Raw genomic sequence first — 25593 nt, forward strand, 5'->3', positions numbered from 1 at the left:
CTATTGAAAATATTACGGTCATTTTAATCAATGTTAAGGGGTAAAATAGTAGAATTGTAAAAGAAAACCGAAGGTAATAGTCTGATAACCATCAAAAACCCTTTTCATGCGTAAATTAAAATACTTTAAAACCAGTTTAACGCTATGCGCTGCTGTTTGTATTTCGGTGATACTATTTGCTTTTAACGCCGGCCGGCCCGGCACGCCGGTTCGTTTTAAAAAACCAACGGCTATAAAACAACCGAAATCAGCTGCTATAAAAAAACCGGAAGATAACCGTTTCGTTAAAACCGTTTTATCAAATGATCTTAACGAGCCTATGCAACTGGCTATAGCGCCGGACATGCGGGTATTTTTTATAGAGCGCGCTGGCAACTTTTATGTTTATAATCCCGCAGATAATAAAACCACGCTGATTTATAAGTTCCCGGTTAAAGCTGTTGAGAAAATATTGCAGGGCATGCTGGGCATGACCATCGACCCTGATTTCCGCACCAATAATTATATCTATTTTTATTACTCAACGCAGGTTGGAGATGCTTATAAAAATCGGTTGTCGCGTTTCGTCATCAGTAAAAACAGCGTTCTTGATCTTCAGTCAGAAAAAGTATTATTAGATGTGCCGCTGGATGCAGAGGTAAGCGCACATTCCGGCGGGTCACTGGCATGGGATAAGTATAAAAACCTATACCTCTCAACAGGAGATAATACCGTGCCGTTTGAGTCGGAAGGCTACGCCCCTATTGATATGCGACCGGGCCGGACTACTTTTGACGCGGAACGGTCAGCAGGTAATACCAATGACCTGCGTGGTAAAATACTGCGCATTCATCCGGAGGCAAACGGAACCTATACCATACCTGATGGCAACCTTTTCAAAAAGCGCACATTAAACACCCTTCCCGAAATCTATGTTATGGGTTGCCGCAACCCCTACCGCATCTCTGTTGATCCGGAAACCTCTATTTTATATTGGGGCGAAGTTGGCCCCGATGCCGGCACCGACGGTAAACAGGGCCCCCGTGGTTATGATGAGATCAACCAGGCCAAAAAAGCCGGCAACTTTGGCTGGCCATTTTTTGTAGGCGATAATAAACCCTACACCAAATACGATTTTAAAACCCAAATTGTGGGCGATCTTTTTGATGTTAACGCACCAGAGAACCTGTCGCCCAATAATACCGGGCTAAAAATTCTACCTCCGGCCCAAAAGGCGATGGTGTGGTTCCCCTATGATGTTTCACCGGAGTTCCCGGTATTAGGGAAAGGCGGCCGTTGCATCATTGGCGGGCCGGTATATCACTATAACCCCGCCCTTAAATCAAACACCAAATTCCCTGAATATTATGATAAGGTCCTGTTTGTGGGCGATTACATGCGCAACTGGATATTTGGTGTACGGATGGATGAAAACCAGAATTATACGGGCCTGGATCAGTTGATGGAGACCAACGGTGATTTTAGAAGACCCATTGATATAAAATTTGGCCCTGAAGGGTCGTTCTATATACTGGAGTACGGCTCTGCCTATGGGCTGGATAATCCGGATGCCAGACTGGTACGCGTTGATTACAATGCCGGCAACCGCGCCCCTGTTGCTAAAATAGCCACCCGGGACACCATCGGTTTAAAACCTTATAAAGTGGTACTGAATCAAAAAAGCTTTGATTATGATGCGGATGATAAACTGAGCTATAAATGGTTATTAAACGATAAAACGGTTATTTCAACCGCTGAAAATCCGGTTTATACGTTCCTAAAAAACGGCGTATATAAAATAACTTTAAAAGTTACCGATGCAGGTGGAAAAAGCTCAACGGATACTAAGGTAATCAAGGTGGGTAATACCCCGCCGCAAGTCGCTATCAGCACCAGCGCCAACAGCAGTTTCTTTTTTCCGGGCGAACAAACATTTGACTATAAGGTGGCTATAAAGGACCGTGAAGATAAAACCATTGACCCTAAAAGGGTTAAAATAGGTATTAACTACATAGCCAGGGTTGAAAATAACCAAAACCTTACCGGGCACCAGGAAATTGCGCCTACCTATAACTATGGCAAAGCGCTAATGGCTAAAAGCGATTGCAAAGCCTGCCACCAGATTTATACCAGAGTGCTTGGACCGCCATTTATTGAGGTGGCTAAACGCTATGCCGGCAACAAAAAAGCGGTTGATATGCTGGCCGTTAAAATTATAAAAGGAGGTGGGGGCGTATGGGGAGAACATGCAATGAGCGCGCATCCCCAGTTAAGTAAAGATGACGCATCAGAAATAGTAAAATACATTTTAACGTTAAATGAAGCAAAATCTACCGCCAGTTTGCCGCGCCAGGGAAATATCACTTTAAAAGATCACGTGGCTAACAATAACGAAGGCAGATATATTTTAACCGCATCATATACGGATAAAGGTGGCGCCATAACCCCGCTTACCACAACCGAATCTATAGTACTGCGTCCTGCTAAAGTGCAGGCAGAAAGTGCGGATATATTTGACAATATCGACAAACGCGAAAAAGCAGTTTACGCAACTGATAATAAAGCTTACTTTGGATTGAAAAATGTCGATCTTAAAAATATCGTGCAGCTTACTTACAGCTACCTGTCAAAGAATTTAAACGGTACTATCGAAGTGCATATTGATTCTCCGGACGGGCAGGTAATCAGCACCTTAAACTTTACTGCTGCCGCTGATCAAAAACAATTTACCCGGCAAAGCACGCCGGTAACTGATCCGCAAGGCAAACACGATCTTTATTTTGTATTCACTAAAAACAAAAGATCCACGCGTGGCGAGATCAGTGTTGACTGGGTGAGTTTTGATAAGTTTTAATCGCAACTCATTTATTAATGCGATTATTCATCTGCCGGGAACGGCGCTGAAAACTCGTTTTCTGAGTTGTGGCTGCCACAACTGCTTCATCCCGGTGATAAATAAAATAAGAGACAGAAGGTTATGAAACCTATTTTAAGAAAAGTTGACAGCGGAAACAACTCCTTTAGTATAAGGGAGGACATCTACCCTTTCCTGTATAACCATTGGCATTATCACCCTGAAATTGAGCTTACTTTTGTCAGGAAAGGAACAGGTGTAAGGCTCGTTGGCGATAGCATGGCGCCTTTTGAGGATAGCGACCTTATTTTACTGGGCTCAAACCTGCCACATATGTGGCGCAGCGATTCTATCTATTTCAAAAATATACCAACCCTTAATATTGAAGCTATTGCTATACATTTCAGGGAAGATTTTTGGGGAAATGCTTTTATGCAACTGCCCGAGCTAAGGCTGATCAAAGAAATGCTTGACCTTGCCAAACGCGGACTTAAAATAACCGGCGCTACCAAAACTACCGTTATAGATGCTATGGAAAAAAACCTGCACGTAACGGGTTCCAAGCGTATTGAGTTTTTACTGGGGATATTGGATGTGATAAGCCGTAGCGGGGAGTATGAATTATTAGCTACGCCTGGCTTTAACAAAACCTACGACTTAACCACCACCGACAAAATAAACCTGATCTATACTTATACCTTCAATAACTTTAAAAACAATATTTCCATTAAAGAAGCGGCCGAAGCTGCAAGCCTGAGCCCTAACTCCTTTTGCCGCTACTTTAAAACCCGCACCCTTAAAACCTATTGGCAGTTTTTATTGGAGATACGTATCGGCTATGCCTGCAAATTACTGATCGAGAACCAAAAATCGGTATCGCAGATCTGTTATGAATGCGGATTCAATAACCTGTCAAATTTTAACAGGCAATTTAAATCGCTGCTTAAAATAACACCGCTGCAATACGCAAAATCTTATACTGTGCACGTATTGCATTTGTAGCGCTTTGCTATTTAAAAACAGACTCTGCATCAGCCAACGAAACGCCTAATACCTTTTGAGCAATATTATTTAAAGACGCTTTATCACCAATAAAATGATATACCTGGTGCCGATGATGCATAACGCCGCCGGGTTTTAAAAAGGCCGCAGGCGACACACTTTCAATTTCATAAAAGGGGCCCATCTGGCTGCCGTTAGCCAACGGGCCATCATTATAAGCATTAACTGCGTCGCCACTCAATGGCTCCCTGTCTGTCCGCCATTCCTGATTTAAATAAAGGCCTTTATTATCAACGTCAAATTTGGCTATTGTCAAAACATTATTTTCGGCATCATAGCTTCCAATCACTGGCATGGCCCTTTTTGGCGTGATCCCAAGCTTTCCGCGGGATTTGCCGTCGGCCTTAAAGAACAGGATGTTGTTTTTAAATACGATACGGTCGGCAGGTATCTGTCCGAAATAATCTGTAGTGGCAATTTTGGCTGTAGCGGCATCATTATAAGGTATAATGATCACCACTTTAGGAGACGGGGTAAACATATCCAGGTTCCACATACAAGGAACCCCGGTTTTGGTATCCCATTCAAAACTGCCGTTATTGGTTAAAGCATTATCAGCCTGAAAGCCTACTGCTTTGATTTTATCATCTATTTTTATCCCCAATTCAATCTCGATAGCTGCATTTTCAAGGATGCTGATATCACGGTCGACCTTAATTTTGAGCTGCGTACCCGCATAGTTTTGCAGGTCCATGTCTTTAGTCAGCATTACTTTTTTCGCGTTGGCGGTAATTACTTTCCACGCCTCGGTATCAAAAGCTTTGGGTGTGTGCCAGTATGGAAATTCCATTTTTGTACCCGGCTTAAAGAAAAGCGAATATTTACCACCCTCGGGGCCCAGCCATAAACGGTTCTCGCTGCCGTAAGCGTTCATGTGCGAATCGGTATCTGCCTTAAAAGTTTTGTAATTGATCCAGCCAAAGCTTCTTCCTTTTAACCCATCTGCCGTTGAAGTAAATACCTTGCCCTGGTATTTTGCGGATACAACAACCTGCGAACTTCCGCCGGTATTTGTTAATATAAAGACGCTGTCATTCTTCTTTAAAAAATCCAGATCATAGCCATAGGTGCCTTGTACATACTTCCCGGCTGAATCGGTAGCAGCTGCTTCTTTTTTACCACTCATCTGGCATGAGGATAAAGTTGCCGTAATTATAATTAAGGCATGGTTCAATTTAATACTCATCTTCTCAATTTATAAGTTTATAATTAAATTAGTATTACTTATTATATGCTATGGTATTAATAAGCGTTCCTATCCCATCAATAGAAATCTCAACAACATCAAGCGGCTGTAATGTAAAATCATTTGGCGGCACCAGGCATGTACCCGTCATTAAATATACACCGTTAGGAAATGTCAGTTCCCTGAATAAAAAGCCGGCCAACTCCTCTAATGACCGCTTCATTCTTGAAAGCGGTGTTTTATCTGTATAAACCGTCTGTTGATTTCGTTTGATGACGATACTGATAATAGTCTCGTTACTTATCGGTTCGGCCATTACGGCCAGGCACGGCCCTATTGCCGCACTTTTATCATAAGTTTTCGCCTGCGGCAGATATAAGGCATTTTCGCCCTCAATACTGCGCGAGCTCATGTCATTGCCAACCGTATAGCCCTGTATGTTGCCATCGGTATTGATAAACAGGGTCAACTCTGGTTCGGGCACGTTCCAGCCGGAATCTTTACGGATGCTTACCTCTTGCAAATGACCAACCACGCGCTGTGGTGTCGATTTAAAAAACAGCTCGGGCCGCTCGGCATCATATACTCTATTATACAGGTCAGAGCCGCCAGATGTTTGTGATTCTTCTACCCGGGCATCCCTGCTTTGCAGGTAAGTAACACCGGCTGCCCAAACTTCCTGGTTTGCTATGGGCGGCAACAAATCATGTTGCCAGTCGCCGCCGTTAAATTTGGTGGCTATTTTGATCAGGCCTGATAAATAGTTATAGAGGCCATCCCGGTTTACAATCTCGTCCCATTGCTGCTCCAGCTGATAAACAGCTGAATCATGCTGCAGAAAAATACCTTTTTTTGTTCTAAATAATTTCATTGAGTTAAATTTAAAGGGAGATCCCTCTTTTCCAGGGTATAAAATCGTCATGTCCGGAAGTTACCGCCTTGGCTTTTTCTTCGCCGCTGGCAATGCGGATAATTTGTTCGAGAATGCGCTCACCGGCCTCATTGATACTTTCTTCGCCGCTGATCACTGTACCAGCATCGATATCAATAATGTCGGTCATTTTTTGATATAATTTAGTACTGGTTGATACCTTAACCACCGGTGCAATAGGATTACCTGTCGGCGTTCCTAACCCGGTGGTAAAAATTACTATCGTAGCACCCGCGCCAACTTCGGCGGTGGTTGACTCAACGTCACTTCCGGGAGTGCATAACAGGGTAAGGCCCTGCTTCCTCACTTTTTCGGGATAATCCAACACGTCGGTTACCGGCGAGGTCCCTCCTTTTTTTGCCGCGCCTGCCGACTTAATGGCATCGGTAATCAATCCGTCCCGCACATTTCCGGCCGAAGGATTAGATTCAAATCCCGAGCCCAAAGCTTTTGCTTTATCATGATAGGAACGCATAAGGTAGATAAACCTTGACGCTGTCTCGTCGTCAACACAACGGTCGCTTAACTCTTGTTCTACTCCGCATAACTCCGGGAACTCAGCTAAAATAACGGAGCCGCCCAGCTCTACAATCAGATCTGATGCGTGGCCCAAAGAAGGATTGGCAGATATGCCCGAAAACCCGTCGGAACCACCACACTCCAACCCTACACATAATTTGCTTAGCGGCGCCGGCTGGCGGGTAAGCTCATTAGCCTGGATCAACCCGGCGAAGGTTTGTTTTACCGCCAGTTTAAGCAGGTCAGACTCGTTACCTATTTGTTGTTGTTCTAATGTATATAATGGTTTTGAAAAGCCGGGATCGCGCTTAAAAATTTCATCTTTTAGCATATCTATCTGGGCGTTCTGGCAACCCAGGCTCAGCACCGTTGCACCTGCTACGTTGGCATGGGTGATATAACCGGCCAATAAGCCACAAAGGTCGCGGGTATCCTCTTTTATGCCTGCGCATCCTAACGAATGGTTTAAGAATTTAATGCCGTCAACATTAGGGAAGATCTTTTCCTCTTCGGTTGCTACAGCGGCATCGATATCGAGATCAGCCGCCAATATATCGCTGGCTTTTTTTCCTGAGCGATATAATTTTATGAGCTGCTTAACCTGGTCCCGTTCCGCTGAAACATCATTCTGGTAACCCAGCTCTTTTACAAAGGCCTCCTGTATTACCTGCACATTTCTGTTTTCGCAAAACACCAGCGGGATAACCAGCCAATAATTAGCCACCCCAACCGATCCGTCAGCACGATGATAACCCATAAAGGTCCTGTTTTTCCATGCCGAAGTATCGGGTATTAACCAATTGGTTTTACGCTCACCCAACTGATAATCGCCGGAAGCGTGTTTTATATTTTTCGTGGTGATGATCTCGCCGGTTTTAACCGGCAGCATTGCTTTGCCTACCAATACACCATACATGACGATTTCGTCGCCGATATTAAAGTCCTGCAGTGCAAATTTATGTTTGGCGGCAATGTCGTTTAAAAGCGTAACGCTTTTATCGCCTGAGCGTATGATCTCTCCCGCCTTTAAATCACTGAGCGCTACCTCTATATTATCTTTAGGATGTATTTTTAATGTTCTGGCTCGCATATTTATAAATCTTTACGCCACTTTATCTTTTGTTAACTCACCATCAACCTTGCGCCATATTTTAAGCGGATTATCGTTTTGAAGCTCGGCAGGTAATAATTGTTGCGGGAAGTTTTGATAGCACACCGGCCTGACAAAACGATAGATAGCTTGTGAACCAACCGAGGTCGAGCGGCTATCAGTTGTAGCCGGATAAGGGCCGCCATGCTGCATGGCATGCGTTACCTCAACACCGGTAGGTACATTATTGATCATCAACCTTCCCGCCTTTTCCTGCAATATATCAAACAGGTCTTTAAACCCGGCCACGTCATCCTGGTTGGCCCAGATGCTTGTGGTTAGCTGCCCTGGTGTCTGTTCTGCGATTTCAAGCAGCTGATCGGCGTTTTCGGCAATGACATGTAAAGCCACCGGTCCAAAATGTTCCTCAAATAAGGCTTTATCCTTCAAAAAGTCTGCACCCGACACCTTAAAGGCATTCGGCAATGCTTTGTTTTCGCCGTCTGAAACACCTGTGCCCAACGATTTTAATGTCGGTGAGGATTTCAATTTAGAAATGCCCTGGCAATAAGCATCATAAATAGATGCGGTAAGCATTGAACCGCCCGCCGCATCGGCAAGTGAAGCAGCATATTGAGTTAAAAACTGATCGGTATCGGCGCCTTTGATCATCAGTAATATACCAGGGTTGGTACAAAACTGGCCCACGCCTGCTGTATTTGAGGCAACCAGCGATTTAGCAACACCAATGGCGTCTTCTTTTAGCATCCCCGGCAGCAAAAAAACCGGGTTGACGCTGCCCATTTCGGCATAAACCGGTATTGGCTCATCACGTTTAACGGCCAGATCAAATAACGCCCGGCCACCTGCCAATGAACCCGTAAAGCCAACGGCTTTAATTAACGGATGTGTTACCAGCGCTTTACCCGACTCGGTTGTCTGCCCCTGTATTAAAGAGAAAACCCCGTCAGGCATGCCGGTTTTCCTGGCGGCTTCTGCAATGCAATTCCCAACTAATTCAGAAGTTACCGGGTGACCATAATGCGCCTTGTAAACAACCGGGCACCCGGCTGCCAAAGCGGAGATCGTATCGCCGCCGGCTACAGAAAAAGCAAACGGGAAATTACTTGCTCCAAATACTGCGGTGACGCCCAAAGGCCGCAGCATTTGGCAGATATGCGGCTTAGGCAAGGGTTGTCTTTGCGGGTTGGCCCTGTCAATAATTGCATTTACCCATGAGCCTTCTTTTAGCAGATTAACAAATAAATTTATCTGGTTGATGGTACGGTCAACCTCGCCGTTCAGCCTTGGCTGGGGCAGGTGGGTTTCTTTCATCGCTATCGCCACCAGTGCCTCGCGGATGCTGTTAATTTCAGTGGCGATGGTTTCCAGGAACTTAACACGATCGGCCGCGGGCAATATTTTATAAGTTTTAAATGCCGATGTGGCTTTTTTTGCGGCCTCATCTACATTTGCTATCGAACCTTCGTCGAAAGTATACGGGCCCGAATTATCTTCCGTAACTATTGAGCTCTTAAAAGTCCCCGATCCGCCGGTGGTTTTAGCGTATCCTATTATTTGTTTTCCTGTAATTTTCATAAATAATTTTGCGGGCTATTATCCCAATTTCTTCACTGTCCCCGAAACAATAACTTTATTAACCGGGATACTTCCATAAGCAACATCTAAAAATGGCACGCCGGCTTTGAGCGTAACCGTGCCGAACCCCGTAGCGGTTGAAAGGAAGCTTGTAAAATCGCCTATTTTGGAGTCGACATGTAAATCTTTATTCACGGCATCATAACGCACGCCGGTTAAACCTTCCAACATCCCGTAGCTTGACATAGCCCTTGCATACCAATGACCGCATTCATATTCATTAAACGGGTTACGCACCTCGCCATCATAACGGTCGCGGCAGGCACGTACAATTTCCAAACCTTTTTCAACTTCGCCCATCAGCATTAAATGCGATGCAACCTGGTACTCAATCCCTGTCCATACTTCGTTACTGTAAACAAAGGGCAAAGAAAGTTTCCCTCCATTTGGCCATGAACAAAGCAACAGGCCCCCTTCATCGCCAATTGCGTAGGTAGGCCGCTGCGGGTTGGCGTGTTCGCGCAGATTGGCTTTCAGGTTATAACGGTGCACAGCCTTTAAGTGGCTCCTGATTTTTGCCGCGTCCAGCGGGTCGCCTAAACCACACATCCGTGATAGCCAGCCCCCCATTACACCATCTGATAATACCCCGGTACCGTATTGATATTTAGGGCCTTCTTTTTCAAGCAAAGCTGATGCCTCGGGGGTATATTGTGTAGCGAATGATTGCACCTTCGTTGGATCCGGCGCCTGAAGTTCTTTCCACTCTATTTTCTGGAAAAAATATTCGCCATTATATAACGCGCTTTCCATGTAAGCTTTGCCTTTGGCATATAGTGTTTCGTACTTTTGCACATCCTTATTCAGGAATTTACCCATTGTTATTAATGAGTTTAATGCGCCTAAATAAAAACTGGTAGCAAAACCGGTTGGGCCCCAAAACTCTATATCATAAGTATTGTGATGCGGCTCCTGTATAACACCATTACCTTTGGGGTCCCAGGTTTTAACGCAGTAGTCTAAACTGGTTTGTACTTTTGGATAGATTTGTTTCAACCATTCATTATCGCCGCTAATGCGCCACTCACGGTATACTTTCATGATCCCGCCGAGCTGCCCGTCAGATGCTGCATGAAAATTATGGACAACACGCGTAATCGGCAGGTTCGACCTGAACATCTGGTGCCCTTCGGCATTCTGGCTTTCATTAAATTCGGTATCCCGCAGGCTGCGCTCCAATGACGGGAATAAATGCGATACCGCCTGCGCATAGTTCCAAACGTGCGTGCATGATCCGTGGCAGCTGCCCCAGTTGTCGCCGCTGCCTTCCCAACACCAAAACCGGCCGTCATATTGTCTTAATACTGTTGGCGATTTTAAAATGGTAAGATTTGCAGCAATAGCTTCGGTTACCTCGGCGGGCAGTGTACTTTTATAGAATGCATCTGTAAAGAGCTTGGTTTTTTTTCGCAGATCAGCATAATTGCTGTTCCAATAAGCAGCAACTTCCTCTATATTCTTAAACTTACTGCTGTACCACGGTTTATGATATTTTAATAAAGGATCATTATCCACTTTTTGTCTGTCGGCCGGGTCAACATCGCCCATATGCAGCTTAGTGTCAGGCACGTACCAGGCCATCATTAAACGTATGGTCTTTTCTTCGCCGGGCCTTAAAGTAAATGGTACAAACAGCGACGCGCCGGGCGCATCCTTATCCACAGGCGGGGTGTTTTTTGTATCTGCATGCTCTATGGTTTTCCAGGCCATCGTCAGCCCGTCAAACCAGCCTCCTCTAAACCAGCAATGATCAACCACCGTCGCGTTATCATTTGTATAAATGGCGAAGTCGCCTTGCTTCTGCGAATCATCTTTGGTGCCTCCGGCAGACAAAACAAAGCCATTCTTTATTGACTTAACCGAATTTTTTGCACCCGGCTGCTCCATAAAGTTGCGGCTATTGTAAGAGAAAACACATTCTTCTGTTTTGGAGCTTGTATTTTTGAAACGATACTCCAGCCCACCTGCCGGCAGGCTGGCACTATCAGCATCGGTAGGAACAAACGGGCTCCAGCCCTTTATCTCAATATGTAAGGGAACGTCCTTATCGGTCAATGTTATATCAGCGAAAGGGAAATGTGCTGTAAATTCGGCCCTTTCAAAGCGGGGTAACCCCCAGGTTGCGCCCCCGGTACCACCAAGCCCAGAATCGCGCTGGCCAAACTTCTTCCAGGCCGGCACTTTACCTTCTAAAACCTTGGCACTGTTTTTTAATCCTTTTATACTAATGGCTGCAAACATGGCAGGCTCATTAAATACTTCGGGATTATTACGTACCGACATATGGGATATGGCCCCGGTACCTTCCAGGCAAAACATACCGGCCCCAATACCACCGATAGGAAATGCTACCCGGTTTAAATACCGGCCTGTATAAAGCGTATTATATTTACGCTTCGCGTTATCAATAATAGTTGTTTTGGCTTCGGAATTTTCGTTGCCGGATGCCTTAACACTTCCAAAAGGTAAAAACGCAGCGGCTCCCCCTACACCCAAATTCCTGAGGAATATTCGCCTGTCTGATCTGGTTTTCATATAAGGTATATCGGTTTATATTAGTTTGACGGAACTTATTAAACGCTTGTTAATTGATCTCTAATTCATCTTTTGACGGTAGTTTGGGATACTGGCCATGAGGGCCTGCCTGATACCAAAACGCCACAGACACGATATCTGAATGTTGCGGCAAATATCTTCCGCCTGATTTCCAGCCAAGATCCTGTATGGTCACTTTTAAATCACGATCAAAACGGATAGGATCCTGTATGTGCCACCTGTAAAGCCCAAAACGCTGCCTGATCTGGTAATGCCCGTCGCCTTTAATAACCTGCGGCATACCGGTATAAGCGGTAGAAAACTCGGTATAACTAACCTCCTCTACCCCGGCGGCATTTCGTTTACGTGTATCAAAGTCATATGATCCGCAGAAATAATCTTCTGTACCGGTACCAACTATCGTAGCGAAGTTTGAATCGCCGTCCATAAAAAACTTGATCTCGCCTTCGCCCCACCAGCCATTATTATTTACGTCAACACCCATATAAGTGCCCACATACTGGCCTTTGCCTTTAACACCGTCAAGTAAGGTATATACAGAACCGTCGCCCGGTTTAGACTTTCTAAATTGTGCATGAAAATATGCTTCATTATCAGCAACTTTGGTTAAGGTATAATCTACCTGATAATATAAGCTCATGGCACGGTCATCCATATTCTCCATAGTTATCCGACATTTTTTACGAAACGGCATTTTCCAGTAGCAGTTAAACGCACTACCCGGGTTTACCGTTACCGGCAATGAGTTTAGCGGCGAGTAGGCATTCCAGCCCATTCCGAAGAAAGCACCTACCGGAACCTCTATTGATGGTTCGGTTTCATCATCCCAATAAAAACGAAGGATTGACAGGCGCCAGTTACCGGTAGGCGTCATCCAGATATGCTGAATGGCGCCCGGGCCGGTCATCTCGGCAATAGTTATAGTTTCGCCGGGATTAATTATGATATAAGGATTAACTTTCCATCCCTGGCCTAAATCACGCGCAGCGCCTGATGCGTTTGCAACATTACGTTTGCCTTTATCTTTTAGGGGATCGGCCATTCCGCCTTTACCTTTTTCGCCGGTAAAATTTTCAGGGCTTATAGATCTTGATTGTGCATCAGACAGCTTTGATAAATTGCCCAGATTCATATCAAGGCCATTAAATTTTTCATTCTGCTGCGCATAGCAGTTAAAAACCAGCAAAACAGCGGCTAGGATAAAAAGTAACTTTTTCATCGTTTAATTAAGGTTTACAATATTGGTTTATAATATTAATACAAAGAAAGAACAAACACCAATCAAAAACTTTCAATAACTAGCTAATTTTGATATAATATTGGCATTTTGGTTTTAAATAACGGGCGAAGAGCTATAAATCATATCATTTAATTAATTTAAGAAAGACAACATAATACTGTTTAGCGGCAGGTAATTATTGGCGGATTATTGAAAAATAACAGTTGTTACCATTTTGAGTTACCTATAAACGTAAAAACAGAGCTCGGTAAGTTGTATATACAAGATATAATTTTTTTCCTCTATATTTACCCCGGTTGTTCAGCATTAAACCGTGCAGACCAGTAAACCAGTAACCTAATATTCCTATAAAAGAGTATCAAATGAAAAACTTCAACGTGGTTTTCGCCTGTTTGCTGTTAATTAACTGCAGTCTTATCGCGCAGCAAAAAAAATCAAACTTAGTTTATGTTGACCAGGCAATCGGCGGTGTAGGGCTTATACTGGAGCCCACGCGGCCAACCATTCAACTACCCAACCAGTTAATAAGAGTATTCCCAGTCAGGAAGGATGCGCTGGACGATCAGATCTCTTATTTCCCGCTCACTATAGCCTCACACCGGGTTATTTCCCTGTTTAGCTTTATGCCGGTTAGCGGGGCCGACAGGAATTTACTTTGGGACAAAAAACAGGTTTATAATTATGAGGTACTTACACCCTATTATTACAGATCGGAACTGGGTGACGAAGGCAACCTGATCGAATTTTCACCATCAGAAAAAAGCGGATTTTTCAAGATCAGTTTTAAAGATAACAGCAATAACTATTTAAGAATGGGCATTCTTAACGAAAGTGGACAAATAACGGTGGCCGGTAAACGGGTACTAACCGGCACCGAGATTTTTAAAGGAATGAAAGCTTATTTCTATGCAGAAACCGATGCCGATATTTCGGAAGCCGTTACTAAAACAAAAGGCATGTTAATTAAAGCGCCCCAAAAATTAAGCTTTAAATATGCCATATCGTACATCAGCATTGAACAGGCTAAACAAAATTTACGGCTGGAAATACCGGGATGGGATTTCAATAAGGTTAAAACCACAGCTTATCACGAATGGGATAAAGTGATGTCTCAAATCAATGTAGAAGGCGGCACAACGGCGCAAAAGCGGGTGTTCTATACGTCGCTTTACCGCTGTTATGAGCGCATGGTTGATATAAACGAACACGGCCAATATTACAGTGCTTTTGATCACCAGGTACATCAAAGCAATAAGCCTTTTTTTGTAGATAACTGGATCTGGGATACCTATATAGCTTTAGGTCCGTTGCAAATGATCCTGAATCCGGCTAAAGAGGCCGATAAGATCAGTTCCTATATTACCATGTACCAACAAGACGGCTGGATGCCTTCATTTGCGTTAATATTTGGCGATTGGCCGGCCATGACCGGTAATCATGCCGCTTCGTGGATAGCCGATGCCTGGTTTAAGGGAATCAGAAACTTTGACCTGAGAACAGCTTATGCCGGTTTAAGAAAAAACTCCGTCGGGGCTACATTATTACCGTGGAACAACGGACCAGCTACCGCACTTGACTCATTTTACAATAAACACGGCTATATGCCCGGGTTACATTATGGTGAGGCAGAAACGGTGCCGCAGGTTGAAAATGTATGGGAGAAACGCCAGGCTGTATCTGTAACCCTGGAGAATAGTTTTAGCGATTGGAATATAAGCCGGCTTGCCGCCGAACTTAATCTGCCTGAAGATGAGGAATTGTTTATGTCCCGATCTAAAAATTACCGGAACGTATATAGAAAAGACAAGGGCTTTATGTGGGCAAAAGATAAAGATGGTAACTGGATAGATATGGATCCCAAATCAGCCGGAAGGGAATTTTTTACAGAAAATAACGCTTATACCTATAACTGGGTCGTTAAGCACGATTTTAAAGGTTTGTTTAATTTAATGGGCGGCACTAAACAAGCGGAAAACAAACTGGATCAATTATTTAGAGAAGACCTTGGGACCGCAAAATTTATCTTCTGGAAAACGCAGCCTGATGCTTCGGGTTTGGTTGGCCAATTTGTAATGGGTAATGAGCCGAGCTTTCACATCCCCTACCTGTATAATTATATGGGTGCACCGTGGAAGACCCAAAAACGAATTAGAATGCTGTTAAACACCTGGTATACCGACAATCTCTTTGGTATACCCGGCGATGAAGACGGTGGCGGCATGACCTCATTTGTTGTTTTCTCCATGATGGGTTTTTTCCCGGTAACAGCGGGTATACCGGTATATAATATAGGCAGCCCGGTATTTACCAAAGTTACTATCAACCTGCCAAATGGTAAGGTATTTACTATTAATGCGGCTGATAACTCGGCTGATAATAAATATATTCAGAGCGCTACGCTAAACGGCGCCCGGTTAAACAAACCATGGTTTGCACATACCGATTTAGTTAACGGTGCCACTATCAATTTCAAAATGGGTAGCCGGCCCAATCGTAACTGGGGTTCGGCGATAAAAGATGCCCCGCCATCAGACGGCGATTTGCTTTACTTAAATAATAAATGGTAGCTGATGAAAGGACACAATTATTTACCGGCACTTATCATCTTACTGTGCACAGGACCAGTTACTATCGCGCAGCAAAAACCAATATCAAAAGGCATAACCCCGTTAGATTATGTTGATCCGGGTATTGGTGGGTCGGGTATTGTGTTACAGCCTACCCGGCCACTTGTTCACCTGCCTAATTCCATGCTCCGGGTATTCCCGATGAAGCAGGATCAACTGGATGACCAGATCAGTTTTTTTCCGTTGAATGTGGTATCGCACCGTACCGAATATGCGTTTTCTTTTCTGCCGTTAAAAGGCAAACAGAATGATGGTTTTTGGGGAAAGAAGTTTACGATAGCAACTGAAAAAACAACCCCTTATTATTACCAGGCCGAAGATGAAGACAACGGTATGACAGTTAAATTTACCGCGGCGGCAAAAAGCGGCTTTTTTGAGGTCAATTTTAAAGACGTGCATGAAAATTACCTCAAAATCGGGTTAAACGGTAATACCGGCAGCGTCTGGCAGTTGGGTGAAAGAATAATAACCGGTACCGAAAGCATTTCAGGTATAACGGCCTATTTCTATGCCGAAACGGACCGGGATATCGCTAAAATAAATTATCAAAACGAGACCGATAAAAAACACCTGGCTGCCGGATTTAAAAGCCAGTTGGTAAAGTTCAAATATGGCATCTCTTACATCAGTATAGAACAGGCAAAGACAAACCTTGGTATTGAAATACCAGGTTGGGACTTTAACGCAGTTAAAGAAAAAGCAAAAAGTATCTGGAATAAAAAATTAGATCAAATCACCATAAAAGGCGGGACCGCAGCACAAAAACGCACATTCTACACATCGCTTTACCGCACTTATGAGCGGATGGTGGATATCAACGAATACGGCCAATATTACAGCGCTTATGATCACCAGGTACATCAAAGTAATGAGCCATTTTTTGTAGACAACTGGATCTGGGATATGTACATAGCCGAAGAACCTTTGCATACCATTTTAGACCCGAAACAGGAGGTAAAAAAAATAAATTCCTACCTCACCATGTATAAACAAAGCGGATGGATGCCGGCATTTGCCTTAGCCACTGGTGACTGGCCGGCAATGACCGGCAATCATGCAGCTTCATGGATGGCTGACGCCTGGGCAAAAGGATTAAAATTTGACGTTAAAACCGCTTATGAGGGTTTAAAGAAAAACTCGCTTGAAGGAACGCTGTTACCGTGGCGAAACGGCCCGGCAACGGCTATTGATTCATTTTATAATAAACACGGGTACCTCTACTCTACCCACCCGGAAGAGCGCGGAAGCAAAGACGGCGTAGATATGGATAAATGGTGGGAAGGCCGGGGCAATGAAGGCGTTTCTATTACATTAGAATGGAGTATCTGTGATTGGGCCATTGCTCAACTGGCTACACCTGCGGGCTATCCGCAGGACAAATCACTGTTTTTAAAAAGAGCAGGCTATTACGCAAATGTTTATAATGAAAAAGAAGGATTTGTCTGGCCAAAAGATAAGGCAGGTAACTGGATATACCCTTACAACACCAAATTGTTAGGCAGGGAGTATGTTACGGAAAACAACTCTTATACCTATAACTGGACCCCCAAACATGACTTAAAAGGGTTGTTTGAGAAAATGGGGGGCCGGCAAAAGGCCGAGGCTAAGCTGGATCAACTATTTCGTGAGGACCTGGGATTACCGAAATTCCTGTTTTGGTTAAATCAACCTGACGCATCCGGAATGGTTGGGCAATTTGTAATGGGTAATGAACCCAGCTATCATATTCCCTACTTATATAACTATTTGGGCGCACCATGGAAAACGCAAAAACGTATCCGCATGCTTATTGACGCCTGGTACCCGGACAATGTCTTTGGCATACCGGGCGATGAAGACGGTGGTGGTACCACAGCATTTGTTGTATTTTCCATGATGGGATTTTTTCCGGTTACACCAGGTGTTCCGGTTTATAATATCGGCAGCCCGTCTTTTACAGAGGCGACCATTAAACTTCCATCAGGAAAATTATTTACAGTTAAGGCGCTTAACAATACTAAAGCGAATGTTTATATACAAAAAGCAACGCTTAACGGCAAACCGCTGGATAAACCCTGGTTCACTCACGCCGATTTGTTTAAGGGCGGCGTGCTTATATTACAAATGGGCGACAGGCCAAACAAAAACTGGGGAGCCGGGGTTGCCGACGCACCTCCCTCTGCAATTAATGTAAATCCGGAAACATTTGAGTAAAAAAAACAATTGCGCGTTTTATTCATTGTTTAGAAATGATAACAGTAATAGGCATATTTTCAGACACAGAACTTGCAGAGCAGGCCAGCTCTTACCTGTTGGCTAATGAATTTAAAAGTGAAGATGTTGATACCCATACCCAGGGTGACGACGTACCCGAAACAGATCGTATCGGCGCTTTTTTCAGCCATCTTTTTAATGATGAAGAAAAAGCGGGTCATTATGCGTCTTTAGGCCGGAGCGGCTCTATTGTAACTGTTCATGCAGCCTCTGTTCGGGAAGCTCAGGAAGCGGTAGATGTCTTCAATAATCACGGCGCGATTGAAGTAGACCTTGACGAAAACAGGAGCCTGGTGATTGAACAGCCGGTTGAACAAAATTTACGATTGAGGGACTAAACAGCCACTCAATCGCAAATAAATCAGCTTATTTTGTTCCAACAGGGTCTGGCAATGCCGGATGAGCCGGGTCATAAACCGCAACCGCTACCCTTGAATCGGCACAGCCATAATACAGGAACCATTTTTGTTTAAAATAAACCATCCCCTCTATAAAAACCGTTCCGTTTATATACTGGCCGCTTTTTTCGAAAGAAGCCATCGGGCGCAAGAACGGAACATCAAGACGGGTGATTGATTTGGACGGATCCTTTCTGTCAAACAAAGCCTGGCCCGCGCAATATGAATTTGCGGTAAAGCGGGGATCCCTGCCTGCAGCCGGTTTATTCTTTCCGTTGTAGAAAAGAATGATGCCCTTGTCGGTCATTAAAGCCGGCGGACCACATTCAGTTAAATCGCTATCAAAATAGCCGTCCCTTGGCGACATCAATTCTTTCAATTTACCACGGCTATCAACTACGGGGGCCCAGTTAACAAGGTCTGTTGAGGTTGCACCATACACATGATGTTCGCCCCAATAAAGCCAGTACTTGCCGTTAATTTTGACGATCACCTGTTTACCATTAACTACCTTTGTTAATATCGAGGCCGATTTACTGGCGATATTAAAAAATTTTCCGCCGTATGCTTTCCGAAACATAGGTCCGGCTTTTGTCCAATGGATCAAATCACGGCTGGTGGCTGCCCCTAAACGCGGCACATCACGATTCCATTCTGTATAGAAAACAACATACGTCCCTCCTGCTGTTACCGCCACGCGCGGATCTTCGCAGCCTCCGGGCCATTCATATTTTTTAGCCATATCATTTGCCGGATAAAGTACCGGGGCAGGCCTTCTTTTAAAGCGAACGCCATCGCTGCTTTCGGCATAACCCAGGCGGGACGTGCGGAAACCTATGCCTGTACCGTAAAGATCCTCGGCCCGGTACAGAACCACAACTTTACCGTTTTTTATAGCGGCACCGGGATTAAATGTATCATTCGCCTCCCATAGAACCGATTTCCTGCTCACCGGGTCAATAAAGCGGGAGTTAGTATCGGGTGATATGATTGGGTTAACTTTTTCGACGCGTTTAAACCCACCGAAAGCCCAGGACGGCAACCGGTTACTTGTAGATTGCGCAAAGCTATATTGGGTAAATAGCAGGAGGCATAAAACGCCTCCTGCTTTTAAATAATTTTTCATAAGCATCAATAAAATTAATTAGGTTGTTCCATTACGTAGATAGAATGGACTTCTGAAACACTCAATACTTTATTATAAAGCCTCATGTCGTCAATTGCTCCCATAAAATAACTCGCACCATAAAAATACTGCGAACTTGAAGAATCAGTAAAATTATAAGCTGTTTTTGGCATTTCATTACCGATAGCCAAATTGGTAATTACCGGCAACGGTAACGGTGTACCAGGCGAGCTAACTGTTTTTACCACTACCCCATTGATGTAAAACACTACAGTGCCATTGGTATAAGAAACAGCAACATGTGTCCAGGTGCCAATTGGAACTGCCCCCGGGTTATCATCAATATCATGATATCCGGCATCAGTATTTAAAGTGATGAACGGGAAGTTGTTGGATTGGAGTTGAAATTTATAACCATTCCAGCGATCCAGCGAAAAGATGTAATTACCAGCATTAGTGGCTGCAACCTTAACCCACACACTTAAAGTGAAGCTTGCGGGGCGTAAGCTGGCCGCATAAGGGACTTCTACATAGGCACCATTGTTAAAGCTATAAGCTTTATTGGCTGCGCCGGCCCGGTCGGTAGTTAAAACGGGTAAAGTCCCTCCGTCTACAGCTGTAGCAGCCGAGTTACCAACCCAGCCTGTTTTTAATACACCGTCGTGGCCATTACCCGATGCGTCTTTGGTATCGCCATCAAATTTCCAGTAGGCTACCAGGTTATCCGGTGACACTTCCTGAATGATATTTGCTTTAAAGGCTGATTCGGCACGTTTTAAATTTGCCAGGGCATTATTAACTTCCTGCTGGGTAAAACGCCCTGTTTTAACCCCGTTAGCCAGATCTATCGCAGTTTTTAACACTGCTTTAGACCCTATAGAATAATTACCTGCTGCCTTACCTTCAACCGCAGTAGTATATAAATTTTGTGCAGAGTCAATCTGCAAACTAAGGGCCGCTTTATTAGAATTATAGTCGGCCTGACTTTCACTCTTTTTGCAGGACCCTATCAAAAGCATGACCGCGCCTGCCGCAAAGATCATTGCCATATATTTTTTGAGGTTTTTCATTTTTACTATTTTAAAAATTCACAATTATAAACCTAATTTGAAATTGGTGGCCCGTTCACTCTCAGGGATCGGGAAAAACTTATTCTTATCATAATTAAACAATGGACGAGTGCCTAACACCGAATTAGCATAGGTCGATCCATAGCGGATTATATCAAAGAAACGATGAAACTCAAGCGCCAACTCAGAGCGTCTTTCCCTGCGGATAATATCCCGAAGCTGGGTTTGGTCGGTGGTAGTAATGTCGGGCAATAAACCGGCAGGTACAGTACCGAAGCCAGGCAGGCTGTTATCATAAAGAAAACTTTCTCTCGCACGCTTTCTAACCTTGTTCAACGGCGCAAGTGCCTCAGCGCTGCTGCCTGCTTCATTTAATGCTTCGGCTTCAATCAATAAAACCTCTGCAAACCTGATAGCCTGATAGTTAAGATTACCATCGCCTTTTAAAGTCGTTGGAATCTCTGACAATGGCTGGCAATGTTTTTTACTTAAATAACCGGTTGATGTCCATGAAGGGTCAAAAGCGCTGTCAAAGTAAGGATGGCCCGCTCTTGCAATTGAATAATCAAGGCGTGGATCATCGGTACCCGACGGCGATTTCTCGAAATTATTAACCAAACTTTGTGTAGGATAATAAAAGCCGTAACCATTAATTGAACGTGGTGCAAACCAAACATTCAGGTTATTGCCCTGAAAAGGTACTAAGCCTGTTTGATGTTGAATAGAAAACACCCCCTCTGCATTGTTTTTAGTAGCCGCTCTAAAATTATCGGCAAAAACAGGTAACAGGCTGTAAACGTTTAAAGCTTCTACAGCTTTAGCGGTTGAGGCCGCTAATGCCCATTTCTGTTCAAACAGATAGGTTTTAGCCAGTAAAGCCAAAGCAGCGCCCTTTGTAGCGCGACCAAGATCGCCACCTGTCCAGGTTGTAGGCAAAGCGGCCGCTGCTGCTATGCAGTCTTGCTCAACCTGGGCATATATCTGGGCCTGGGTTGAAACGGTTTTTTGTGCTTCGTCCGGCGTTTCAACCTTAAGATGCAACGGGATGTTTCCATAGGCCGCGGTCAGGTTGAAATAATAGTACGCTCTTAAAAACTGCGCCTGGCCCATAACCTGTGTTTTCACAGTTGCTGACAGCCCGGTGCTGCCTGACAAACCATCAATCACCACATTACAGGCAAAAACACCCTGATAATATCTTTTCCAAACAGCCTCAACCGCCGAGTTTGATGGGTTGATATTAAAATCATTGATCAATTGAAAATCAGCCTGATCGCCGGCGCTGCCGCCTTTTATTGCATCATCCGAAGCAACGTCTCCTAATACCCAAATGGCATTTGAAGAGGCATCGGTAAAAGTAAGCGGGCTATATGCGGCATTTACCGCAAGTACCGCATTAGCATCATTGGTAAAAAAATTACCTGTCTGATACTGGCCTAATATGGGCTGGTCAAGTATCTTCTTGCATCCTGCAGCCGAAAAAAACAGGATAGCTATTATATATATTACTCTATTTTTTGCTTTCATCTTTCTATAAATTAAAGTTAGAAACTGGCGTTAATGCCGCCGGTGATAACACGTGCAGACGGATAGGTTCCCCAATCAATACCAACCGCTCTTACACCATCACCCTGGTTATTGCTGTTGCTGTATTGCTCAGGATCAAGCCCGGTGTATTTAGTAAATGTGAGCAGGTTTTGCGCACTCACAAATATCCGCACCGATGATAAGCCAATAGCTTTTAAAGCGCCTTTACCTAGTTTATAGCCCAGCTGCACATTTTTAAGCCTTAAATAAGAGCCGTTTTCTAAAAAGCGGGTTGAAGGTTGCTTATTGTTTGTTGCATCAGACCATGATAATAACGGAATGGTGTTGCTGGTACCCGGGCCGCTCCAACTTTGCGTTGCTACCCTTTCGGTAATGTTAAATGGCCTGTAAAACCCTTCGATATCAGTATTGATCTGATTGTAGATCTTGTTACCGTATACGCCCTGGAAGAACAAACTCAGATCAAATTGCTGATAAGATACATTGGCAGAAAATCCATACGTAAATTTCGGGATAGGACTGCCTACAAACATTTTATCTTTATCATCTATTACCCCGTCGCCATTTGCGTCTTTATACATAACGTCACCCGGCCTTATATTTGGCCCCTGGTAAGCATGTGTAAATACTTGTTGCGCGGTCTGGAAAATACCTTCCTGCTGTAACAGATAAAATTCACCTATAGCATGGCCTTCCTGAGTGCGGGTAGCAAAATAGTTGTTATCAATACGTCCGCCTGCGATTGGAGGCGCACCGGCTAATGAAACAACTTTATTATTAAGTGTTGCAAAATTACCGTTTACAGAAAATGCCCAGTCTTTGTTAAATGTGTGCCGGTAATTTACTTCAAGTTCAAAACCCTGGTCGCGTACTTTGCCGGCATTAATTGTTGGCGCAGCTGCACCGCCAGCGCTTGGTGGCAGTTGAAACGGCAACAATACGTTATTGGTATTTTTAACATAATAATCAGCCGTAACCATCAATGAATTATCGAAGAATCCGAGATCAAGACCCACATCTTCCTGCGTACTTATCTCCCAACGAATCTTAGGGTTACCAATTGAGTTAATTGTATAACCCTGATTCGTACTTCCACCAAAAGGATAATAATAATTACCGTTTAAGGTAGACACATAAGGATAAGCACCTAACCCCTGGGCATTACCTGCCTGGCCAACATCTAACCTTAACTTAAAGGTTGAGATTGGCTTAATGTCTTTCATGAAATCTTCCTGATCAATACGCCATCCCAATGAACCAGAATAAACGGATTGCGACTGTGCATTTGGATCCAATTTAGATGACGCATCCCAACGGTAGTTAAAACTTGCCAGGTATTTATTGTTATACTGATAGTTAACCCTGCCAAATAATGAGGAGTAGGCATAATGAGATTCACCGCCACCGTTTTGTTGACCGGTTAATCCGCCGTTATCCAGATATTGAAAATAAGGGGTTTGGTTTACGTAGCCTGTACGTGAGGCTGAAAGTCCCTGTTGATCTTGTTTAATTATTTCCGTACCTGCCAGGAAAGTAAATTCATGCTTTTGAAGCGTTAGATCATAGGTAGCGGTATTTGTCCAATTATAGTTAAGATCGTTGTTATGAGATTGCGCCAGTGAACTTGGTGAGTTAAAAGAACGGTCGGCTCCATAAGTTTCAAAAAACTGTTTATAGTCGGTCTGTACCAGGTCCAAGCCAATATCTGATCTTATTTTCAAGCCCTTAACCGGCGTTAGCTCTAAAAACGCGTTGCCTAATATGGTATAATTATAATTGTTATCATTTGTTGAAGCGGCTTGTTGCACGGGGTTAATACCATCGCCTAAAAAGTTTCCCAGTTTGGCATCCTGTTTTGGTAAATCCACAAACTGGCCGTTTGGCCCGTAAACCGGCGTACCTGACGTACGGAATAATGCATAACGCACCACACTCGGCGCGGCGCCTGAAAATCCGTCACCGGAGGTGCCAACCAGCCTCGTTTTAGAATAAGCTAAGTTAACATTGGTACCAATTTTAAGATATTTTGTTACATTGCTGTTGATAGCCGTACGTAAATTATACCGGTTAAATGATGAGTTTTGAATTAAACCACCCTGGCTGAAGATATTGCCGGATACGATATAATTTGAATTATCATTACCGCCGCTTACTGATAAGTTGATATTGGTTACCGGTGCAGGCTTCAACACCTCTTTCAACCAGTTTACATCTGATAAGGTACGGGCCAGGCTATCAGAAATGAGTGGTCTGTTGTCATTAGTAGCTGCTGTGTTATACGCCTTAACATATTGGGCCGTGTTAGCCATTTTTATCAGGTTGGTAGCGCTTTGAACTCCCGAATACATACTCAGGTTAAGCTTCGACTTACCTGATGCACCATGTTTGGTCGTAATTATAATCACCCCGCCCGCAGCACGTGCTCCATAAATAGCAGCAGATGAAGCGTCTTTTAGTATGTTAATGCTTTCAATATCGCTGGGCGCTATTTCATTGATCCCGTCTGTTGTTGGCACGCCATCAACAATGTATAATGGCGAAACACCATTAACTGTACCTAAACCGCGAACGTGAACCGAAATGGCGTCACCGGGCGCACCAGTATTTTGCGTTACCGACACACCTGCAGCTTTACCCTGAATAATTTGTTCAACGCCGCCAACAGGCAAACCGTTAAGGTCCTTACTGCTTATCACAGAAACCGCACCGGTAAGGTCCTTTTTCTTTTGTGTGCCGTAACCCACAACTATTACTTCGTTTATACTGCCGCTAAGCTCCTTAAGCACAACTTTTATGCGGGTATTGTTACCAACGGGAATGTCCTGCGGTTGATAGCCGACATAAGAAACCGTCAACGTCGTATTTTCAGGTACAGTAACCGTGAAATTTCCGTTTAAATCGGTAACCGAGAGGCTATTACCACCTTTAATGCCGATGGTGGCGCCAGGTAATGTTTCGCCTTTTTCATCGGTAACCGTACCGGTAACGGTTATATCAGCTACTTGAGGAGCTGATTTTAGGGTTATAACAATCAATTTATCTGACATGACTTTGTAAGCCAGGCCAGTGTTCGATAAAGCATTATCCAGTATTTGAGTAACGGTTAAATCCCTTGCATTTACATTTACTGTTTGATTAGGGATTGCCTGGTTATTATATAGAAAAGAGTAATTGCTCTTTCTTTCCAGGAGGTCAAAAAATTTCTCCAGGTTAACGTTCTTCACGTTAAGATTCAGCTTTTCCTGTGAACGCACCTTGGCACTAACGTGCAATAAGGTTAACATAATAAAAACACACGTTAATTTCACGCAGAGTAGAATTTTTTTGACAATAGTTTGCTTGATGAAAGAACTATAAGTTTTTTTCATACTTTTGGTTTGTTGAGGTTAATAAAATCTAAAAAAGCCTGAGATCCAGCCAGATATTAGGTTAATTGGTACAATAGCCGCAACAGAGGAAGTGTTCCCGCACTTCCTTATTTTTTGGGCTATAAAT

15 protein-coding genes are annotated in these 25593 nt (G+C 43.9%); 5 read left to right on the top strand and 10 right to left on the bottom strand.

The features are described from left to right. The first annotated feature begins 106 nt into the window (after positions 1-106). Both LJ658_RS15200 and LJ658_RS15205 read left to right on the top strand, forming a co-directional pair. Positions 107-2833 (top strand): PQQ-dependent sugar dehydrogenase, encoded by a 2727-nt coding sequence (locus LJ658_RS15200; protein WP_230547380.1) that lies wholly within the window; start codon positions 107-109, stop codon positions 2831-2833. Between the two features lie 123 nt (positions 2834-2956). Continuing rightward, positions 2957-3835 carry an AraC family transcriptional regulator gene (locus LJ658_RS15205; RefSeq protein WP_230547381.1) on the top strand — a complete coding sequence of 293 codons (879 nt, stop codon included), beginning with the start codon at positions 2957-2959 and terminating at the stop codon, positions 3833-3835. 7 nt (positions 3836-3842) lie between these two features. Here LJ658_RS15205 and LJ658_RS15210 read toward each other — a convergent pair whose 3' ends face one another. From LJ658_RS15210 to LJ658_RS15235, 6 genes are read right to left on the bottom strand one after another with little or no spacing between them, the layout of a single operon-like run. Further along, on the bottom strand, positions 3843-5081 hold the full coding sequence (locus LJ658_RS15210) for a DUF6786 family protein (protein ID WP_230547382.1): 1239 nt from the start codon (positions 5079-5081) through the stop codon (positions 3843-3845). 34 nt (positions 5082-5115) lie between these two features. Next, entirely contained in the window at positions 5116-5952 is an 837-nt protein-coding gene (locus LJ658_RS15215) for a fumarylacetoacetate hydrolase family protein (RefSeq protein ID WP_230547383.1), read from the bottom strand. A 10-nt stretch (positions 5953-5962) separates the two neighbouring features. Then, entirely contained in the window at positions 5963-7621 is a 1659-nt protein-coding gene (locus LJ658_RS15220; protein WP_230547384.1) for a UxaA family hydrolase, read from the bottom strand. Positions 7622-7633: 12 nt separating this feature from the next. Then, entirely contained in the window at positions 7634-9220 is a 1587-nt protein-coding gene (locus LJ658_RS15225; RefSeq protein ID WP_230547385.1) for an aldehyde dehydrogenase (NADP(+)), read from the bottom strand. Positions 9221-9238: 18 nt separating this feature from the next. Next, entirely contained in the window at positions 9239-11815 is a 2577-nt protein-coding gene (locus LJ658_RS15230) for a GH116 family glycosyl hydrolase (protein ID WP_230547386.1), read from the bottom strand. 49 nt (positions 11816-11864) lie between these two features. Then, a complete protein-coding gene (locus LJ658_RS15235; protein ID WP_230547387.1) occupies positions 11865-13055 on the bottom strand; it encodes a glycoside hydrolase family 172 protein in 1191 nt (396 codons plus the stop codon). A gap of 383 nt (positions 13056-13438) precedes the next feature. Here LJ658_RS15235 and LJ658_RS15240 point away from each other — a divergent pair, with 383 nt between their 5' ends. Genes LJ658_RS15240 through LJ658_RS15250 form a run of 3 tightly spaced genes read left to right on the top strand, consistent with a single transcriptional unit; the run spans position 13439 to position 18294 of the window. Continuing rightward, the gene (locus tag LJ658_RS15240) at positions 13439-15643 is read left to right on the top strand and encodes a GH92 family glycosyl hydrolase (RefSeq protein WP_230547388.1); all 2205 of its coding nucleotides are present in this window, start codon (positions 13439-13441) and stop codon (positions 15641-15643) included. 3 nt (positions 15644-15646) lie between these two features. Beyond that, positions 15647-17896, top strand: coding sequence for a GH92 family glycosyl hydrolase (locus LJ658_RS15245; protein WP_230547389.1), 2250 nt, complete (start codon positions 15647-15649; stop codon positions 17894-17896). Positions 17897-17931: 35 nt separating this feature from the next. Then, positions 17932-18294 carry a hypothetical protein gene (locus LJ658_RS15250; RefSeq protein ID WP_230547390.1) on the top strand — a complete coding sequence of 121 codons (363 nt, stop codon included), beginning with the start codon at positions 17932-17934 and terminating at the stop codon, positions 18292-18294. Between the two features lie 28 nt (positions 18295-18322). Here LJ658_RS15250 and LJ658_RS15255 read toward each other — a convergent pair whose 3' ends face one another. The 4 genes from LJ658_RS15255 to LJ658_RS15270 are packed head-to-tail and all read right to left on the bottom strand — an operon-like array spanning position 18323 to position 25382. Continuing rightward, a complete protein-coding gene (locus LJ658_RS15255; RefSeq protein ID WP_230547391.1) occupies positions 18323-19480 on the bottom strand; it encodes a glycoside hydrolase family 130 protein in 1158 nt (385 codons plus the stop codon). A gap of 14 nt (positions 19481-19494) precedes the next feature. Then, positions 19495-20550 carry a LamG domain-containing protein gene (locus LJ658_RS15260; RefSeq protein WP_230547392.1) on the bottom strand — a complete coding sequence of 352 codons (1056 nt, stop codon included), beginning with the start codon at positions 20548-20550 and terminating at the stop codon, positions 19495-19497. Positions 20551-20574: 24 nt separating this feature from the next. Continuing rightward, the gene (locus tag LJ658_RS15265) at positions 20575-22077 is read right to left on the bottom strand and encodes a RagB/SusD family nutrient uptake outer membrane protein (protein WP_230547393.1); all 1503 of its coding nucleotides are present in this window, start codon (positions 22075-22077) and stop codon (positions 20575-20577) included. 17 nt (positions 22078-22094) lie between these two features. Further along, positions 22095-25382 (bottom strand): SusC/RagA family TonB-linked outer membrane protein, encoded by a 3288-nt coding sequence (locus LJ658_RS15270; RefSeq protein WP_230547394.1) that lies wholly within the window; start codon positions 25380-25382, stop codon positions 22095-22097. Positions 25383-25593: the final 211 nt, after the last annotated feature.

It is taken from the genome of Mucilaginibacter sp. UR6-11 (assembly GCF_020880695.1).
In the GTDB taxonomy this organism is placed as follows: domain Bacteria; phylum Bacteroidota; class Bacteroidia; order Sphingobacteriales; family Sphingobacteriaceae; genus Mucilaginibacter.

Excerpts from the sequence above, each read along its gene's own strand:
- LJ658_RS15215 (WP_230547383.1), bottom strand. The coding sequence starts at position 5,952 with ATGAAATTATTTAGAACAAAAAAAGGTATTTTTCTGCAGCATGATTCA.
- LJ658_RS15245 (WP_230547389.1), top strand. The coding sequence starts at position 15,647 with ATGAAAGGACACAATTATTTACCGGCACTTATCATCTTACTGTGCACA.
- LJ658_RS15240 (WP_230547388.1), top strand. The coding sequence starts at position 13,439 with ATGAAAAACTTCAACGTGGTTTTCGCCTGTTTGCTGTTAATTAACTGC.
- LJ658_RS15230 (WP_230547386.1), bottom strand. The coding sequence starts at position 11,815 with ATGAAAACCAGATCAGACAGGCGAATATTCCTCAGGAATTTGGGTGTA.
- LJ658_RS15260 (WP_230547392.1), bottom strand. The coding sequence starts at position 20,550 with ATGAAAAACCTCAAAAAATATATGGCAATGATCTTTGCGGCAGGCGCG.
- LJ658_RS15200 (WP_230547380.1), top strand. The coding sequence starts at position 107 with ATGCGTAAATTAAAATACTTTAAAACCAGTTTAACGCTATGCGCTGCT.
- LJ658_RS15220 (WP_230547384.1), bottom strand. The coding sequence starts at position 7,621 with ATGCGAGCCAGAACATTAAAAATACATCCTAAAGATAATATAGAGGTA.
- LJ658_RS15270 (WP_230547394.1), bottom strand. The coding sequence starts at position 25,382 with ATGTTAACCTTATTGCACGTTAGTGCCAAGGTGCGTTCACAGGAAAAG.
- LJ658_RS15225 (WP_230547385.1), bottom strand. The coding sequence starts at position 9,220 with ATGAAAATTACAGGAAAACAAATAATAGGATACGCTAAAACCACCGGC.
- LJ658_RS15265 (WP_230547393.1), bottom strand. The coding sequence starts at position 22,077 with ATGAAAGCAAAAAATAGAGTAATATATATAATAGCTATCCTGTTTTTT.
- LJ658_RS15210 (WP_230547382.1), bottom strand. The coding sequence starts at position 5,081 with ATGAGTATTAAATTGAACCATGCCTTAATTATAATTACGGCAACTTTA.
- LJ658_RS15205 (WP_230547381.1), top strand. The coding sequence starts at position 2,957 with ATGAAACCTATTTTAAGAAAAGTTGACAGCGGAAACAACTCCTTTAGT.
- LJ658_RS15250 (WP_230547390.1), top strand. The coding sequence starts at position 17,932 with ATGATAACAGTAATAGGCATATTTTCAGACACAGAACTTGCAGAGCAG.
- LJ658_RS15255 (WP_230547391.1), bottom strand. The coding sequence starts at position 19,480 with ATGAAAAATTATTTAAAAGCAGGAGGCGTTTTATGCCTCCTGCTATTT.
- LJ658_RS15235 (WP_230547387.1), bottom strand. The coding sequence starts at position 13,055 with ATGAAAAAGTTACTTTTTATCCTAGCCGCTGTTTTGCTGGTTTTTAAC.